At 71.0% G+C, this 16,507-nt stretch carries 16 protein-coding genes, 1 tRNA gene and 1 other RNA gene; 5 read left to right on the top strand and 13 right to left on the bottom strand.

Annotated features, from left to right (window positions below; all coding sequences use genetic code 11):
- Nucleotides 1-959: 959 nt before the first annotated feature.
- Together OG470_RS12405 and OG470_RS12400 are read right to left on the bottom strand one after the other, a co-directional pair.
- A tRNA-Ala gene (locus OG470_RS12405) sits at nt 960-1,032 on the bottom strand.
- A gap of 114 nt (nt 1,033-1,146) precedes the next feature.
- Entirely contained in the window at nt 1,147-1,737 is a 591-nt protein-coding gene (locus OG470_RS12400; protein WP_328423807.1) for a YqgE/AlgH family protein, read from the bottom strand.
- A 172-nt stretch (nt 1,738-1,909) separates the two neighbouring features.
- Here OG470_RS12400 and OG470_RS12395 point away from each other — a divergent pair, with 172 nt between their 5' ends.
- Together OG470_RS12395 and mdlC are read left to right on the top strand one after the other, a co-directional pair.
- Entirely contained in the window at nt 1,910-2,710 is an 801-nt protein-coding gene (locus OG470_RS12395; RefSeq protein ID WP_328423805.1) for an S-methyl-5'-thioadenosine phosphorylase, read from the top strand.
- Nucleotides 2,711-2,854: 144 nt separating this feature from the next.
- Complete coding sequence (mdlC, locus tag OG470_RS12390) at nt 2,855-4,450, top strand: benzoylformate decarboxylase (RefSeq protein WP_328423803.1); 1,596 nt, start codon at nt 2,855-2,857, stop codon at nt 4,448-4,450.
- 50 nt (nt 4,451-4,500) lie between these two features.
- On the opposite strand, the gene OG470_RS12385 is transcribed toward mdlC, so the two are convergent.
- The 10 genes from OG470_RS12385 to pruA all read right to left on the bottom strand — a co-directional run bounded on the left by OG470_RS12385 (nt 4,501) and on the right by pruA (nt 13,327).
- The gene (locus OG470_RS12385; protein WP_328423801.1) at nt 4,501-5,445 is read right to left on the bottom strand and encodes a hypothetical protein; all 945 of its coding nucleotides are present in this window, start codon (nt 5,443-5,445) and stop codon (nt 4,501-4,503) included.
- 53 nt (nt 5,446-5,498) lie between these two features.
- Nucleotides 5,499-6,002, bottom strand: coding sequence for a hypothetical protein (locus tag OG470_RS12380; protein WP_328423799.1), 504 nt, complete (start codon nt 6,000-6,002; stop codon nt 5,499-5,501).
- Nucleotides 6,003-6,155: 153 nt separating this feature from the next.
- On the bottom strand, nt 6,156-6,836 hold the full coding sequence (locus OG470_RS12375) for a hypothetical protein (RefSeq protein WP_328423797.1): 681 nt from the start codon (nt 6,834-6,836) through the stop codon (nt 6,156-6,158).
- A 122-nt stretch (nt 6,837-6,958) separates the two neighbouring features.
- Nucleotides 6,959-7,334: a transfer-messenger RNA gene (ssrA, locus tag OG470_RS12370) on the bottom strand.
- Between the two features lie 104 nt (nt 7,335-7,438).
- Nucleotides 7,439-7,918 carry an SsrA-binding protein SmpB gene (gene smpB / locus OG470_RS12365; protein WP_328423795.1) on the bottom strand — a complete coding sequence of 160 codons (480 nt, stop codon included), beginning with the start codon at nt 7,916-7,918 and terminating at the stop codon, nt 7,439-7,441.
- 151 nt (nt 7,919-8,069) lie between these two features.
- Nucleotides 8,070-8,945 carry a permease-like cell division protein FtsX gene (gene ftsX / locus OG470_RS12360; protein WP_328423793.1) on the bottom strand — a complete coding sequence of 292 codons (876 nt, stop codon included), beginning with the start codon at nt 8,943-8,945 and terminating at the stop codon, nt 8,070-8,072.
- A 67-nt stretch (nt 8,946-9,012) separates the two neighbouring features.
- Nucleotides 9,013-9,693 carry a cell division ATP-binding protein FtsE gene (gene ftsE, locus OG470_RS12355; RefSeq protein WP_328423791.1) on the bottom strand — a complete coding sequence of 227 codons (681 nt, stop codon included), beginning with the start codon at nt 9,691-9,693 and terminating at the stop codon, nt 9,013-9,015.
- Nucleotides 9,694-9,810: 117 nt separating this feature from the next.
- Nucleotides 9,811-10,932 (bottom strand): peptide chain release factor 2, encoded by a 1,122-nt coding sequence (prfB, locus tag OG470_RS12350; protein ID WP_328423789.1) that lies wholly within the window; start codon nt 10,930-10,932, stop codon nt 9,811-9,813.
- Between the two features lie 64 nt (nt 10,933-10,996).
- Nucleotides 10,997-11,512 (bottom strand): PadR family transcriptional regulator, encoded by a 516-nt coding sequence (locus OG470_RS12345; RefSeq protein WP_328423787.1) that lies wholly within the window; start codon nt 11,510-11,512, stop codon nt 10,997-10,999.
- Nucleotides 11,513-11,698: 186 nt separating this feature from the next.
- A complete protein-coding gene (gene pruA, locus OG470_RS12340; RefSeq protein ID WP_328423785.1) occupies nt 11,699-13,327 on the bottom strand; it encodes an L-glutamate gamma-semialdehyde dehydrogenase in 1,629 nt (542 codons plus the stop codon).
- Between the two features lie 339 nt (nt 13,328-13,666).
- On the opposite strand from pruA, the gene OG470_RS12335 reads away from it, so the two are divergent.
- Complete coding sequence (locus OG470_RS12335) at nt 13,667-14,746, top strand: hypothetical protein (RefSeq protein ID WP_328423783.1); 1,080 nt, start codon at nt 13,667-13,669, stop codon at nt 14,744-14,746.
- Between the two features lie 20 nt (nt 14,747-14,766).
- On the opposite strand, the gene OG470_RS12330 is transcribed toward OG470_RS12335, so the two are convergent.
- Nucleotides 14,767-15,276, bottom strand: a complete 510-nt coding sequence (locus OG470_RS12330) for a DUF6912 family protein (protein WP_328423781.1) — start codon at nt 15,274-15,276, stop codon at nt 14,767-14,769.
- 214 nt (nt 15,277-15,490) lie between these two features.
- Here OG470_RS12330 and OG470_RS12325 point away from each other — a divergent pair, with 214 nt between their 5' ends.
- Both OG470_RS12325 and OG470_RS12320 read left to right on the top strand, forming a co-directional pair.
- Nucleotides 15,491-15,718 (top strand): helix-turn-helix domain-containing protein, encoded by a 228-nt coding sequence (locus OG470_RS12325; RefSeq protein WP_328423779.1) that lies wholly within the window; start codon nt 15,491-15,493, stop codon nt 15,716-15,718.
- Between the two features lie 137 nt (nt 15,719-15,855).
- The gene (locus tag OG470_RS12320; RefSeq protein ID WP_328423777.1) at nt 15,856-16,410 is read left to right on the top strand and encodes an Rv3235 family protein; all 555 of its coding nucleotides are present in this window, start codon (nt 15,856-15,858) and stop codon (nt 16,408-16,410) included.
- Nucleotides 16,411-16,507: the final 97 nt, after the last annotated feature.

Genomic DNA, 16,507 nt, shown 5'->3' with positions numbered 1-16,507 from the left:
GGTCCAGCGGTCGACGATCCCGCCATCGGTAATCTCCGAGGCAGGGTCATCAGTTCACCAACTACAGGTAAGGCGGACCCGGCCGGGCTGGTGATCAGGCCGAACACGTCCTGCTACCTGGACAGATGTCCTCACCAGTGGTCATCGTTGGTCACTCACGATCGACCTCCGACGGCCTGGTGACGGCCTGGCCCTGGTCCTCGTCGACCTGCCCCGAGCCGAGCCGGCCCGCTACGACCGAGGTCCGTGGGTTCATGAGTTCATGTCGACAACCCGAAAGAGCCGTGCCTCGTAGATCATCAGGGCAGATCCGGGCAGGCCTACGTCGGCAACCACGGCCCGGAGAACGGATCGCAGTCGTTCCTGGCATTCCTCGCCGAGGTCAGTCCGACATTGCCCAGTTCGAGCGGTCACGCCTACACCCTGGCGCGGTCGCCGAGGCCCTACAGGGCTGGAAGCTGTACGTTCGCGCATCTCGGCAGCAGAGGTCAGAGATGCGAGGTTGTGGCCAGCCCTCATGCTGTCCAGACCCCCTCGATCATCGTCGGGTCCTGGACCTCGCCATGCGTGCCTTGCCACCGGTCGCAGCCAGAGTGCTCCGACGACGTGTCGAACAGCTAGATGCGCTCATCGCAGACCCGAACGAGCTACCGGACCCGTAACGTGGGCCGCCGTCAGGGCGGGTGCCACGCCCGGAGCACCGTCAGCCGTGTCAGACGTTGAAGCGGAACTAAGCACTCCAGCACTCGGGCGGCGATGATCTACCAACACGCGACGCGTGACCGAGACCATGCAATCGCCGCTGCCCTGGATGCGCTCATTCAGGAAGCGAGAGGACGCGCCGACACATGATCTGGCATGGATCTGGCATGTCGACCGGGTAGAGGGTGGAACGACGAACGCCCTGGCCTTCACCGTCTCGGTGTTGACCAGGGCGTCTGTGTCGCCTGCTTCAAGGGTGGAGCCGAGGGGACTCGAACCCCTGACCCCCACACTGCCAGTGTGGTGCGCTACCAGCTGCGCCACGGCCCCTTGCTGTTCCCGGTCGCCCGGGCACTGGGAAACTATACACATCCCGCCCGGCATGGTCATCTCGCGGGTCCCCGCGCGGCGGGGACGCCAGCCGCCGGTTCGCCCCCGAACGGGTCAGTTGAGCGCCACGTCCGGTGGGAAGTGGGCGACGGCGGACATCATCCCGCCCTGCCGGCGCAGCACCATCGGCCACAGGTCGTCCGGCCGGTCGACGAAGGCGTCACCGGGCAGCGCGTCCAGCAGGAACCAGGAACCGTCGGCGATCTCCTGCTCCAGCTGCCCGGTCCCCCAGCCGGAGTAGCCGGCGAAGACCCGGATGCCACCGATGCTCTCCCGCAGCCGCTCCGGGTCGATCGAGAGGTCGATCGTTCCGACCGCCCCGGAGACCTGGTGGAAGCCCTTGACCCGCCGCAGCGGTTGCCGCATCCGGGCCAGGCAGATGGCCGAGTCGGGCTGCACCGGGCCGCCCTCGAAGAGCACCGCTGGGTGGCGGGCCAGGTCGCTCCAGTCGCCGAGCACCTCGACGACCGGCACCTCGGTGGCCCGGTTCAGCACCACGCCGAGCGCGCCGCCCGGCTCGTGGGCGACCAGCAGCACCACCGTGCGGTCGAAGTTCGGGTCCTTGAGCGCCGGAGTCGCGACCAGCAGCCGCCCGGTCATCGACTCCATCGCCCGTCCGCCGATCGCCTGGCCCTCTCCCTGCATCCCACACACCCGTCAACCGTGAACCCGCGCCGGGGATCCGTCACTCACCGGACCCGCACGGTGCGCAGGGATCAGCCGCGTCGTCAACGCCATGCCTGGCACCATAGCCTGCACTCCGGGTGCTGGCTAAGGTCTGACCGGCGGGTGATCGGACAGTTAAGACGGAGGGTCGATGGCACCGAAGGCGGACCTCGCGGTGATCGGCGGATCGGGCCTGTACGCCCTCCTCGACGGCACCACCCATGAGCTGGACACTCCGTACGGCCCGCCGTCGGACGCGGTGACCATCGCCGAGGTGGCCGGGCGGCGGGTCGCGTTCCTGCCTCGACACGGCCGCGACCACCGGTACCCGCCGCACCTGATCCCCTACCGGGCCAACCTCTGGGCGCTGCGCTCCCTCGGCGTACGCCAGGTGCTCGCCCCGTGTGCGGTCGGTGGGCTCCGCCCGGAGCTGGGCCCCGGCACGTTCGTGGTGCCCGACCAGTTGATCGACCGGACCAGCGGGCGGGCGCAGACCTACTACGACCAGGGCGCGGTGCACGTGCCGTTCGCCGACCCGTACTGCCCGAGCGGCCGGCGGGCGCTGCTCACCGCCGCCGCCGGCCGGGACGTCACCGCCGTGGACGGCGGGACGGTGGTGGTCGTGGAGGGTCCACGGTTCTCCACCCGGGCCGAGTCCCGCTGGTTCACCTCGATCGGCGGCATGGTGGTCAACATGACCAGCCACCCGGAGGCGGTGCTCGCCCGGGAGCTGGCCCTCTGCTACTCGTCGATCGCGTTGATCACCGACCTGGACGCCGGGTTGCAGGCCGGCGAGTCGGTCACCCAGGAGGAGGTGTTCCAGGTCTTCGCGGCGAACACCGACCGGCTGCGGGGCGTGCTGCTGGACGCGCTGGCCGCGCTACCCGCCGCGCGGGACTGCGCCTGCGGCCGAGCACTGGACGGCATCACCCTGCCGTTCCCGCTGCCCTGAACCGGTGCCGGGCGCAGCCCGCCGCGGTGGGTCGCGTCACCGACGCCTGGGAAACGCCCGAAACGTCCGTGACATCCCGATAGATTCGGCTGATCGGGAGGGCGACCGCGGTCGTCCCTGCGCGCGACACGGAAGCAGGTGGCGATGGCAACGGTCCGGGACGCGACGTACGACGTGCTCCGCGCCCTCGGCATGACCACCGTCTTCGGCAACCCCGGCTCCACCGAGGAGCCGTTCCTGCGGGACTTCCCGGCCGACTTCCACTACGTTCACGCGCTGCACGAGGCGACGGCGGTCGCGATGGCCGACGGGTACGCCCAGGCCACCGGCGCGCCCGCGCACGTCAACCTGCACACCGCCTCGGGCACCGGCAACGGCATGGGCAACCTCGTCACCGCCTGGCACAACAAGACCCCGCTGATCGTCACCGCCGGCCAGCAGACCCGGGAGATGCTGCTGCTCGAACCCCGGCTGACCAGCCGCCGAGCCGCCGAGCTTCCCCAGCCGTACGTCAAGTGGGGCTACGAGCCGGTCCGCGCGCAGGACATCCCCGCGGCGCTGATGCGGGCGTACGCGACCGCGGTGCAGCCCCCGGCCGGGCCGGTCTTCCTCTCCCTGCCGATGGACGACTGGGCCCAGCCGGCCGACCCGCCGCCCGCGCCGCGCTCGGTGGCCACCCGGTTCGCACCTGACCCGCAGCGGTTGGACGAGTTCGTCCGGGTGCTGGCCGGCAGCCACAACCCGGCGCTGGTGTTCGGGCCGGGGGTGGACCGGGCCGGAAGTTGGGCGGCCGCCGTGGCGTTGGCCGAGCGGCTGGCGGCACCGGTCTGGTCCGCCCCCGCCCCGGAGCGGAGCGTGTTCCCGGAGGACCACCCGCACTTCCGTGGGGTGTTGCCGTTCGCGATCGGGCCGCTGGCCGAGGCGCTGAGCGGGCACGACACCGTGCTGGTGATCGGTGCCCCGGTGTTCCGCTACTACCCGTACGTGCCGGGCGACCATCTACCCGCCGGCACCCGCCTGCTGCACGTCACGGACGACCCGGACGAGGCCGCCCGCGCTCCGGTCGGGGACAGCCTGCTCGGCGATCCCGGGCTCACCCTGGCGGCGCTGGTCGACATGGTGCCGCCGGCCGACCGGACACCACCGGCACCCCGGGACTCGATGGCGCCGCCGGAGGTCACCGCGCCGCTGAGTGCCGACGCCCTGTTCGCCGCGCTGGCCGCGCACTGGCCGGCGGACGGGGTGCTGATCCAGGAGTCACCGTCCAATCTGTCCGCACTGCGCCGCCGGGTACGCATCAACCGCCCGGCGTCGTACTTCACGATGGCCAGCGGCGGCCTCGGCTACGGTCTGCCGGCCGCGATCGGCGTGGCCCTGGCCGAGCGGGACACCGGACGCGGCCGGCCGGTGGTGGCGGTGGTCGGTGACGGCTCGTTCCACTACTCGGTGCAGGCGCTGTGGACGGCCGCCCGGCTGTCGCTGCCGGTGGTGGTGATCGTCCCGATCAACCAGCAGTACGCGATCCTCAAGGCGTTCGCCGAGTTGAAGGAGACGCCCGGGGTGCCCGGCCTGGACCTGCCGGGGCTGGACATCACCGCGATCGCGGCCGGCTACGGCTGCGCCACCGAGGTGGTGGAGACCCCCGACCAGCTCGGCGTGGCGCTCGCCGCCGGGCTGCGCGCCAACCGTCCCACCGTGCTGCCGGTACCGATCGCCACCGAGGTGCCCAGCATCCTCTGACCGCACACCGCCACCAGCACCAGCGGCCCGTCCGGGACGGTCGTGCGCGGTCAGCGGGGGGCGATCGACAGCGGCGCGCCGGTGGAGACGTCCAGCACCGGCCGGGCACCCAGCGGCGCGGCCAGGGTGACGGTGACCGGCTCCAGCTTGAGCAGGTCAATGCACTCGCCGGTGGACCGGGTGACCCCGCCGCCGACCACCACCACGTCCGGCCGTTCCTGTACCAGCGGGGTGATCCCGGTGTCGCAGGCGCCGACACCGAGCCGGACAGTCAGCCGCGCACCGTCGACCGCCGTCAGGTCCTGGGCTGCCACCAACCCGTCCGGCAGTGGCCGTGCCGGCGCGGTGGGCTCGGGGACCGGGGTGACCGCCGTCGGCGCGACGGCGAGCCGGGCCACCGGGGTGGCCAGCTCCTTGATGGTGAACAGCCAGGCCGGGACCTGCGCCTCGCCCCGGCTGGTGCGTACCGGCACGGTGCCGAGCGTGACCCCGGTGACGGTCAGCGGAAGGCAGGCGGTCTCTGGGCCACTGCTGACCCAGCCGTCCGGTCCGGGTTCGACGGTGGGGCCGGGGGTCGGTAGTCCGGGCCGCTTCGGCCGTCCCGGACAGGGCAGCGGATCGCCCTGGTCGAGCTGCCGGTACGCCTCGGCCGCGCTGACCAACGGCAGGGTCAGCCGTCCGTCCGGGAAGCGGATCTCCCCGCCGACCCGGGTGGGCGGGATCGGGACCTGCGCGCGGTACCAGCCGGCCCGGAAGGCGGCCTCGGTGTCCGGCGTGAAGCCCGGGTCGCCGTTGAGGATGGTCGGTCCCTGCAACGGGACGTACCCGGTGCGCCAGTCGGCACCGGGCCGCCACGCCTCGGCGACCTCGGTAGCTCGCTGCTCGAACGCCTCCGAACGGTGTTCCGGGGCGGTGGGCGCGTCGGTGTCGGTCGGAGCGCAGCCCGCCGCGAGCACCAGCAGGGGCAGAGTGAGCAGCAGGATCGATCGACGCATGCTGGTACGACGCACCCGCCGACGCTCCGGTTCCCCGACCACCGGCAGCCGGCTCAGGTCTCGCCGCCCAGATCCATCTGGTACGCCTGCCAGAGCAGGTCGGCGCCGCGCCGTCGATGCCGGGCCAGCGTCCGCACGAGGTGCCCAGCCCGGCCGCGCACCTCGTCGGGGCAGGTCTGGGGCTGCTCGGCGGCCCGCTGCACGGACAGGATCGCGGCGACGATCTCGGCGTGCTCCCGGGTCAGCAGCCGGACCCCGTGGTCCAGCCGGGGTGAGTGGGCGAGCAGTTCCCAGTAGAGGCCGGTGGGACCCTCGGTGACCCGGACGTGCTCGGCGAAGCCCTGCCCGACCGGGCGCAACCGGACCAGCACGCGCTCGCGCCAACGGGGCTCGGTCGCCGCGACGGCGACGGCCCGGGCGAGCGCGTGCAGGTCACCAGCGAGCCCGGCCGGGCGCGGGTCACCGGGCAGCCCGGTGGGGTGCGGACCGGCGGGGAGACCGGCCGAATGCGGATACGCGGCGGCACGTGACGGCTGCTGGACCGGACCGGTGGCCATGGGCACCTCCCGCGCTCCGTTGCTACCGCATACCGCGATGGTGAACCCGCTCGTCCGCCCTGTCCAGAGCCCTCGGACGCCTCATCTGCCCCATCCGCAGCAGCAGTCCCACAGACACCACAGGCATACCTTTTCGCGAGGCGATGCAGCCGGTCAGCCCGCCGACGGGTGCTCCGCCAGGCGGCGCAGGTGGCTGGCGACGGCGTGCGCGTCGCCGTCGCGCCCGTCCACGGGACGCCCGGTGCTGATCGCGTCCGCCAGCGCCCGCAACTCGGACGGGGGCAGGGTGTCCAGCCCCATGCCGCGCAGTGGGATGGTGACCCGCCGCCCGCTCTCGCCGTCGGTGGCGACGACGGCCGGCGCCCGGTGCCCGCGCGCCCGCACGTCGTCCCCCGCCTCGCGGTACGGCAGGGTCGCGGCGTCGATCCGGGCGGTGGCGAGGTCGACGGTCCGGCTGGCGAACGCCCCGCGCACCCGGACCCGGCTGCCATCCAGCCAGGCGGCCGTGCGGAGCACCCGCAGCACCAGGTAGACACCGAGCAGGGCGAACGGCAGGCCGCACAGCCCGACGAGCGGGCCGGGGCCGGTCTGGTCCCCGCCACTGCCGGAATCCTGCAGCCCGGGCGGCAGCAACCCCGGGGGCAGGTCGCGAGCCTCCTCGTAGGTGGCGAGCCCGTCGCCCGGGCCGGTCAGCCGGCGCAGCAGCCCGTCGGCGACCAGGGGCAGCACCACGAACGCCGCGCCGACGGCGGCAACGAAGACGCCGACCACCACCGAGACGGTGCGCTGAGCGGGTGACGCGCCGACCGACAGGCGCAGCTCCTCGTTCGTCACAGCCGGCAGCGTAGGCGAGCCACGCCGCGGCCGGCGTCATGGCTCCCGGGAGTGCCGGAGCCGAGTGGGCCCGGATACGACGATGCGCCCCGGCCGGGGGGCCGGGGCGCATCGCTTCGAGGTGGTGGAGGTGCCGGGAATCGAACCCGGGTCCTTCGCCGGTTTGTCAGGGCTTCTCCGAGCGCAGCTCGCTGTGCCTCTACTCGGCCCCACCGCTCACGCGAGCAAGTTGGTGTGACGGGCCCAGTCGCTGATTAATCTCGCCGCACGGACCCCGCGACCGGGTCCGATTGGCCAGCCTTCTAGCTGATGCCGGCTACTGGGACGAAGGCGTTCCCAGGCCGACAGACTTAGCTACTCGCCTCAGGCGGCGAGAGCGAAGTCAGCGCGATTGTTCTTGGCGCTTATAAGTTTCCGACGACCGATTCTCGAGACGACGTCGGCTTCCTCGGCTCGCTTCCCCTGTCGCTGCGTACGAAGTCGAAACCAGTCACCCCCTCGACAGGCCGCCGATGTGGCGGCACTGACAAGACTAACGCCTGCCGCAACGGGTTTCATCCCGAGCCCCGGGCCGGCGCGCCGACCCGGACAAACAGGGTTATTCAGTCGTCCATGCCCTTGCCGCGCCGACCGGAGACCCGGGCGATCTCCCGGTCCGCGTCCCGCTTGGCGAGGTCCTGACGCTTGTCGTACGACTTCTTGCCCTTGGCCAGGGCGATCTCCACCTTGGCCCAGCCGTCGGAGAAGTAGACCTGCAACGGGACGATGGTCAGACCGCCCTCACGGGTCTTGCCGAGCAGCCGGTCGATCTCGCCCCGGTTGAGCAGCAGCTTGCGCGTACGCCGGGGCTCGTGGTTGGTCCAGGTGCCCTGGGTGTACTCCGGGATGTGCATCGAGTGCAGGTACAGCTCGCCGTTGCGCTCCTGGGCGAACGCGTCCACCAGCGACGCGCGCCCGGCCCGCAGCGACTTGACCTCGGTGCCGGTGAGCGCCATACCCGCCTCGTACGTGTCGAGGATCGAGTAGTCGTGACGCGCCTTCTTGTTGGAGGCGACGACCTTGCGCCCCTTTTCCCGTGGCATCGGTGCCACCCCCTCTCCCGGAAAGTCCATGGCCGGGATCACCCCGGCCGGACAACCGATCATGCTACCTGAATGACAAGGACCCTCCCGCGCCGTTTATTTCCGGCAGCGGGAGGGCCCTCGGGCGATGACGGGACGACCCGTACGGCGCCTAGACCCGCAGGTAGAAGCGGAGGGTGATCCAGGCGGTGCCGGCGCTGACCAGGCCACCGACGCCGGCCATCAGCGGGAAGATGAACATGATGTCACCCCAGCTGATCGGCGAGAGCAGGCCCTGCAACGCGCTGAGTGACCCGTCGAAGAGCAGATACTTCGCCGCGACGAGGGCAACCAGGCCGAGCAGCGAGCCAATCAGGCCAGCCACCACCGCCTCCAACACGAACGGCGCCTGGATGAACCAGTTGGAAGCGCCGACAAGTTTCATGACCGCCACCTCACGCCGCTTGCTGTAGGCGGCCACCTGGATGGTGTTCGCGACCAGCAGCAGGGCGGCGACGGCCATCACGATGGCGGCGGCCAGCGCGATGTTCTGGATCGAGGTGAGGATGTTGAAGATCTTGTCCAGTAGTCGGCTCTGGTCGACGATCTCGTCGACGCCCTCGGTTTCCTTGTACTGGTCGTAGATGTTCTTGTACTGCTCCGGGTTGTTCAGCTTCAGCCGGAACGACTCAGGCAGTTGGTCCGGCTTGACCGCGTTCACCAGGTCCGGCGCGTCCTGGTACATCTCCTTGAAGCGCTTGTACGCCTCGTCCTTGTTGACATAGAGGACCTCCTTCACCAGGGGGTCGCCGTCCAGCTTGGCGTTCAGGTCGGTGCGCTGCTGCTCGGTCACCTCCTGGCTCAAGAAGATCGAAACCTCGATGTTCTTGTAGTAGAGGTCCTTCATGTCGTCGACCTGGCGGTACATGAGACCGCTGGCGCCGAGCATGGTCAGCGAGACCGCCATCGTGATGATCATCGCGATGGACATGGTCACGTTGCGCCACAGTCCGACCAATACCTCGGACAGGACGTATTTCACGCGCATCGGGGTTTCCTCCGGGTCTCCGGCATCAGGTGTTCGTCGTCAGGCTGCGCAGGGGTGGAGCGCCGGCTCACCCGTAGACGCCGCGGGCCTGGTCACGCACGATGCGACCGCTCTCGATCTCGACGACGCGGCGGCGCATCTGGTTCACGATGTTGGAGTCGTGGGTGACCATCACGACGGTCGTGCCGGTGCGGTTGATCCGGTCCAGCAGACGCATGATCTCGATCGAGGTGTCCGGGTCCAGGTTTCCGGTCGGCTCGTCCGCCAGCAGGATCAGCGGACGGTTCACGAACGCCCGGGCGACGGCGACGCGCTGCTGCTCACCACCCGAGAGCTCGTGCGGGTAGCGGTGCTCCTTGCCGCCGAGCCCGACCAGCTCCAGCACCTCGGGCACGACCCGGCGGGCAACCGCCTTGGTCTTGCCGATCACCTCAAGGGCGAACGCCACGTTCTCGTACGCGGTGCGGTTCGGAAGCAGCCGGAAGTCCTGGAAAACGCAACCAATCGAGCGCCGGAAGTGGGGTCGCTTCCAGGAGCGCATCGAGGTGACGTCCTTGCTGTTGACGATGACCCGCCCCTTGTTGGGGGCGACCTCGTGCAGCAGCATCTTGATGATTGTGGACTTGCCGGAGCCGGATGGACCGATGAAGAAGACGAACTCGCCCTTCTCGATCGAGACGGACACGTTGTCGAGCGAAGGCCGGGACGCCTTCGGGTACGTCTTCGTCACTTGCTCAAGCTGAATCACGGGTGGTGAGTCTACGCGGTGTAACGACAGTGCCAAGCCCCACGCCCCGTAGATACGCCGCGCGTCCTCGATTAGGGCTCTACCAGGAGATCGACGACGCGCTCCGCCTGCGTGTCGTCACGCACCGTCGCCGGCGAGTTGGCGCTGCTTGCGCCAGCGGATGCCGGCTTCGATGAAACTGTCCAACTCGCCGTCGAAGACCGAGCTCGGATTGCCGGTCTCCTGCTCGGTTCGGAGATCCTTCACCATCTGATAAGGGTGCAGGACGTAGGACCGCATCTGGTCCCCCCACGAGCCGGCGGCGTTCTCCTTGAGCCCCTCCAGCTTGGCCTGCTCCTCCTGGCGCTTACGCTCCAACAGCCGGGCCTGGAGAACCCGCATCGCGGAGGCCTTGTTCTGCAGCTGGGACTTCTCGTTCTGGCAGGTCACCACGATGCCGGTCGGAATGTGGGTGAGCCGCACCGCCGAGTCGGTGGTGTTGACGCTCTGCCCGCCCGGCCCGGAAGAGCGGTAGACGTCGACCCGCATCTCGTTCTCGGGGATGTCGATGTGGTCGGTCTGCTCGGTGACCGGCAACACCTCGACGCCGGCGAAGCTGGTCTGCCGGCGGCCCTGGTTGTCGAACGGGCTGATCCGGACCAACCGGTGGGTGCCCGACTCGACACTGAGCGTGCCGTACGCGTAGGGCACCTTGACCGCGAAGGTGGCCGACTTCAGGCCCGCCTCCTCGGCGTACGAGGTCTCGTAGACCTCGGTCGGGTAGCCGTGCCGCTCCGCCCAGCGCAGGTACATCCGCAGGAGCATCTCGGCGAAGTCCGCCGCGTCCACGCCACCGGCACCGGCCCGGATGGCGACCAGCGCCTCCCGGGAGTCGTACTCGCCGGAGAGCAGGGTACGGACCTCCATCTCCTGGATGGCCTTGGTCAGCCCGGTGATCTCCGCTTCGACCTCGGTGAGCACACCCGGGTCGGATTCGGCCTCGGCCAGCTCCAGCAGCACCTGGGCGTCGTCGAGCTGCGAACGCAGGCTGCCCAGCTTGCTGATCTCGCCGTTGACGTACGACAGCTGCGAGGTCACCTGCTGAGCCTTGGCCTGGTCGTCCCACAGATCGGGGGCGGACGCCTCCTGCTCAAGCCGGGCCTTGTCCTCGTGCAGACGGTCAAGGTTGAGGACGGCCTCGATGTTTCGCAGGGTCGCGTCGAGTTCCTTGAGCTGTTCGGCGTAATCGGCAGCGGTCACGACAGACAAGCGTACTGTGCCGCGAGCGAAGCAGCTCGTTCCCTATGGGCGAACCCGCCGGAGGTCACCCGACGGGGGCGGACTTCAGCCACGACAGGGCCGCCCGGTGGTAGGCGACGGCGAACTCCAGCGCGCTGGCGTCGTACGTCTCCCCGTCCCGTTTGGCGTTTTTCACCTGTTCCCGGACCTGCGCCAGGGCCTCGGTGTGGTACTCGTTGGCGGAGGCGTACAGCCCCTTCAGCTGGCTGGCGGAGTGCAGCTCGCCGAACGCCATCCGGAGCGCTATCGGGTTGCGGATGGTGTCCCGCCCCGGGTTCTCCGTCAGCCAGCGGGAAAATGTCCGTTTCCCGGCGGCGGTGAGCGAGTACGGCTGGCTCATCCGCGGCCCCGGCTTGCCGAGCCGCACGAACCCCCGCTCGGCCAGCACCGGCAATTCGCGGTAGACCTGGCTGCGGGTCATCGACCAGTACGGCGCCAGCCGGCGCTCAGCGGCGGCCATCAACTGACCGCCTGTCATCGGGCCCTCATGGAGCAGGCCGAGAAGGGCCGCCGCCGTAGGGTTGACTCCGGAATCCGCCATGCCCACTACGCTGCCACTTTACGCTCGCGGCGTCCAGGATTTGACGGTTTGCCACCCGACAGGACTTCCTATGTGCACTGTCGGCGACAGACTGTCCGTTGAGGACCATCGATGGGTACGGCGATGGGGTGAACCCGGCCGGGCTACCGCCGGCAGCGCACGCGCGCCGCCGGCGGTCGGCGCCGGTCAGCCCATGTGCGGGTACGTGTGGTCGGTCGGCGGCACGAAGGTCTCCTTGATCGTCCGCGGCGACACCCAGCGGACCAGGTTGAGCCAGGAACCCGCCTTGTCGTTGGTGCCGCTGGCCCGGGCGCCGCCGAAGGGCTGCTGCCCGACCACCGCGCCGGTCGGCTTGTCGTTGATGTAGAAGTTGCCGGCCGCGTACCGCATCCGCTCGCCGACCGCGTCGATCACCCGGCGGTCGGTGGCGAACACCGACCCGGTCAGCGCGTAGGGCGCGATCGACTCGGCCTGCGCGACCACCTCGTCGAAGCGGGCGTCGTCGAACACGTGCACGCCCAGGATCGGCCCGAAGTACTCGGTGGTGAAGGTCTCGTGGGCGGCGTCGCTGCACTCGAAGAGCGTCGGCCGGACGAAGTACCCGACCGAGTCGTCGGCGGTGCCGCCGGCCAGCACCCGGCAGGTGTCGTCGCCGGCGATCAGCTCCAGCGCGGCGGTGTGCCGGGCGAACGCCTTGTCGTCGATCACCGCGCCGCCGAAGTTGCTGAAGTCGGTCACGTCGCCGTAGGTCAGCGAGTCGGTGGTGGCGGCCAGCCGGTCCCGCAGCCCACCCTCCCAGAGCGAGCGCGGCACGTACGCCCGGGAGGCCGCCGAGCACTTCTGGCCCTGGTACTCGTAGGCGCCACGGATCAGCGCGGTGTGCAGGGCGTCCACGTCGGCGCTGGTGTGCGCGACCACGAAGTCCTTGCCACCGGTCTCGCCGACCAGCCGCGGGTAGCCCCGGTAGCGGGCGATGTTGTCGCCGACGGTCCGCCAGAGCTGCTGGAAGACCTTGGTCGAGCCGGTGAAGTGGATGCCGGCCAGGTCCGGGTCAGCGAGCACGACGTCGGAGACCTCCTCGCCCCGGCCGGTCACCATGTTGATCACGCCGGGCGGCAGGCCGGCGGCCTCGAACAGCCGCATGGTGAAGTGCGCGGCGAACTGCTGCGTCGGGCCCGGCTTCCAGATCACCGTGTTGCCCAGCAGGGCCGGCGCCGAGGGCAGGTTGCCGGCAATGGCGGTGAAGTTGAACGGGGTCACCGCGTAGACGAAGCCCTCCAGCGGGCGGTGGTCGAAGCGGTTCCAGACGCCGGGCGAGGAGCTCGGCTGCTCCTCCAGCAGGCGCCGGGCGAAGTGCACGTTGAACCGGAGGAAGTCGATGAACTCGCAGGCCGCGTCGATCTCCGCCTGGATCGCGGTCTTCGACTGGCCGAGCATGGTGGCGCCGTTGAGGGTGTCCCGCCATGGACCGGCGAGCAGTTCGGCGGCGCGCAGGAAGATCGCAGCGCGCTCCTCGAACGGCAGCGCCCGCCACATCGGAGCGGCATCCTTGGCCGCCTTGATCGCGGCACGGGCGTCGTCGTGGGTGGCGTGCGCGGTCACGCCCAGCACGTGCGCGTGCTGGTGCGGCTGCACCACGTTGATCGAATCACCGGCGGCCATCCGCTGCTCGCCGCCGATGGTCATCGGCAGGTCGATGCGCTCGGCGGCGAGCTCGGTCAGCCGCCGCTGGAGCCGCTCCCGGTCGGGGCTGCCCGGCTCGTAGTTGCGAACCGGCTCGTTGCGCGGCTCGGGTACGGAGAACACGGCGTCCATCAAGGCTCCTGGCGATCTCGACAGCAGTGGCGAAACCGGACCCGCGGGCACCGACCGGACGGCCGGACACCGGACGCCGCGCGGAAGGGCCGAGCAGCGGCGGGACCTCCCGCGATTGTTCCATGCGCGGGTGCCCGCCTCACCTGCACCACCACCCTCCCGTCAAGGACCGCCCCACCCCTCCTCCCCTTACCGATGCGTCGCGGGCGGACACCGGGCACCCGTCCCGGGGGAGCCGGGCCGGGCCGTACCGGTCACGGCCAGTCCCGGGCGGCGGGGGCGCCCAGCGGACCCGCGTACCCTGAATGGTCGGTGACCTGCCGCCTCGAAGGGGAGACGATGACCAAGCAGCCCGGCCGCGTCCCGGCCGCGGAGTCGGACGAGCCGGCGGTCGACACGGCCACCCCCAACGGCCGGCCGGTGCCCGCGCCTGGTGCCGCGGTGCTCGCGCTGCTGGCGCTGGGCTGGTTGGCCGCCATGCTCTGGTCGACCAGGGAGGCGATCATCTCGTCGGCGGCGGGGGTCACCGCGATCAGCCTCTCCGCGTTCGCCCTGCCCGGCGTGATCTCAGCCGCGCTGGTGGCCGGGGCGGCCGTCGCCCTGGCCTGCGGCAACCTGCTGTCCCGCCGGTACGGCGACTGGGTCACCCTGCGCTTCGTCGGGGCGATCGGGGCGGGAATGCTGGTCGGGCTGGCCGCGGCGCTGACGATCAACCTCACCTACTTCGACACGTCGACCACCAACGTGATCGCCGGCACCACCGCGGCCGCGGCGATCATCGGTGGCGCGATCGCCGGTGCGCGGACGGCCCCGGCGGTCGGTGCGGTGGTCACCGCCGCGCTGGGCACGCTGGTCTTCGTGGTCGCGTTCAGCCCCGCCCGGGACCCACTGTTCGACCTCTTCGGCGCGGGCGACAGCCAGGAGTCGCTGGTCGACGCGGCGAAGTGGGTGTCGCGCACCGAGTCGCTCCTCGCCGGGCTGCTGGCCGGGCTCCTCGCCTTCGGCTACCTCACCTGGGCGCGCCGACGGGCCGTCCGCCGCGATCCCGAGACGCCGACGCTGCGCTGGCCGGCCTACCTGCTCGCCGGCGCTGGGCCGGGGCTGCTCCTGCTGCTCGCCGAGGTGATCATCCGGATCGGTGGCCGATCACTGCTCGACCTGGCCAGCGCGCTGAGCGAGGCGGACGCGGTGGCGCAGACCTCGCTGGGCACCTCGCGGGTGGACAACGGCATCTGGGTGCTCTTCGTGGGGGCGTTGACCGCGCTCATCGCGTTCGGCCGCACGCTCAGCCCAGCCCACTCCGACGACGACGAACCCGTCGCGGCGAAGGCCCCGGACCGGGCCGACCCGTTCGACTCGGATCCAGCCGACGCGGACCTTGTCGACGCGGACCAGACCGAGGCGGACCCAGCCCGCTGACCGCGCTGCGTGCTGCCGGCTCAGCCGGCAGCGCGCAGCAGCAAGTCCAGCTCGGTCACGTCGTACCACTCCAACTCGTGGTCCTCGGCGCCGTCGACCGTGAACTGGGCGTCGGGGTCGCCAGCGGCGGCCTCAGCCACCACGTCGGCCGCGGCAGCGACCTCCTCGACAGCGTCGGCGCCGTCCACGTGGATCGCCGCGACGGCGCCCACCGGCACGGCGTCGGCCAACGTCACCGTGCTGGAACCCAGCTCACCATCGCCCCGTCCGACCGCGGCCGGAGGCAGGTCGACCGAGACGACGACCCGACGGCGGGGCGCGGCCGAATCGGCCCGGAGCAGGTGCAGCGCGTCCTGGGCGGCGCGGGTGAACGCCACGTACTCCAACTCCTCCTCATCGCCCTCCGCGTACCACTCGCGCAGCGCCGGGGTCACCGCGTGCCCGCTGTCGGCGGTCAGCCCCTGTTCCCGCAGCCGGGCCAGCATCGGTACGGTCGCCGGCACATACACCCGGACAAGCTCGTCGGTCACCGGTCGTCTCCCCGCTCAGTCCTCCACCGGCGGCAGCCGGCACGGGCGCAGATCATGCCGCACGCCGTGACCGTCATACACCTCGCCTCCGGCCGGTGGAAGTTCCCCGCCGGTGTGTCTCGCCATGGTCGGTCCGCCGCCGGGCCCCGCGTGCTGGGCCGCCGAGGCTGTCAATGGCAAACTAAGGCAAACGACATCAACCCCGGGAGTTTCTGTGGAGCCGAGGTTCCTGCTGCTCTCCGACGTCGCCGCCGAGCTGAACGTGTCGGACTCGCAGGTCTACCACATGGTGCGCAGCGGGGAATTGCCGGCGATCAAGATCGGTGGACGAGGCCAGTGGCGGGTCGAGCGTGCCCGGCTGGAGGAGTACATCGAGCGCAAGTACACCGAGACCGCTGACTGGGTCCAGGACAACCCGCTCGTCGAGCGCGACCCGGAGTAGCCTCCTGCCTCCACTGGGCCATTGACCGCAGCCGTTCCATCACTCAGAATCGAGCCTGTCGGAGGCAAACGAAGGCAAACGCAAGATCAAAGGGGGTAACGATGAGCTAGCCGCGACCCGGTCCGTCCCGACCACCCGTGCGGCTGCGCCCCGTCCCGCCCATCGACCCGCCGTACGCGGACGAGGCCGACGGGGCGTACTGGCCGGCGCCGACCCACGGCCAACTCGCCCTCGACCTGTTCGCCTCGACCCGGCCGGACCCGGTTCGGCCGCCGGACCGTCGCGCCGCCCTCCGACGGGTGCCCACCCGGCCCACCACCCACCCGGGCGCACCGCTGCCACCGGCGACCGCACCCGAGGCGGCCCGTGCCGCGCACCGTTTCGTCGGCACCTGCCTGGAGGTGGTCAACGGCTACCGGTCACCGGCGCAGGTGCGGCCCCTGCTCGACCCGGGCCGGGCCGGTGAGCTGCTGACCGAGCTGGCCCGGGCGTCCGGGCGAGCCGGTTCACCCCGCCGCCGCGCCGCGCGGCCGGTGGTCCGACTGCTCCGGCTGCGCCTCTGCGAGCCCCGCGAGTCGGCGGTGGAGGCAGCCGCCGTGGTCACCGGCGGCGGTGGTCGGACCTGGGCGATGGCGCTCCGCCTAGAGCACCGACGAGGCCGCTGGCTCTGCACCGCCCTGCACATCCTCTGAGCGCGACCACCGCCCCGCCGGGACCGCCCGACCAGGGCCGCCCGCAGGGGCCGCCCACCGGGGTCGCCCGACCAGGGCCGCCCTTCCAGCGCCGCCA

The organism is Micromonospora sp. NBC_00389, from assembly GCF_036059255.1.
Lineage (GTDB): Bacteria > Actinomycetota > Actinomycetes > Mycobacteriales > Micromonosporaceae > Micromonospora.
Note: the sequence above shows the minus strand (reverse complement) of the source record. Positions and strands in the feature narration are given on the sequence as shown.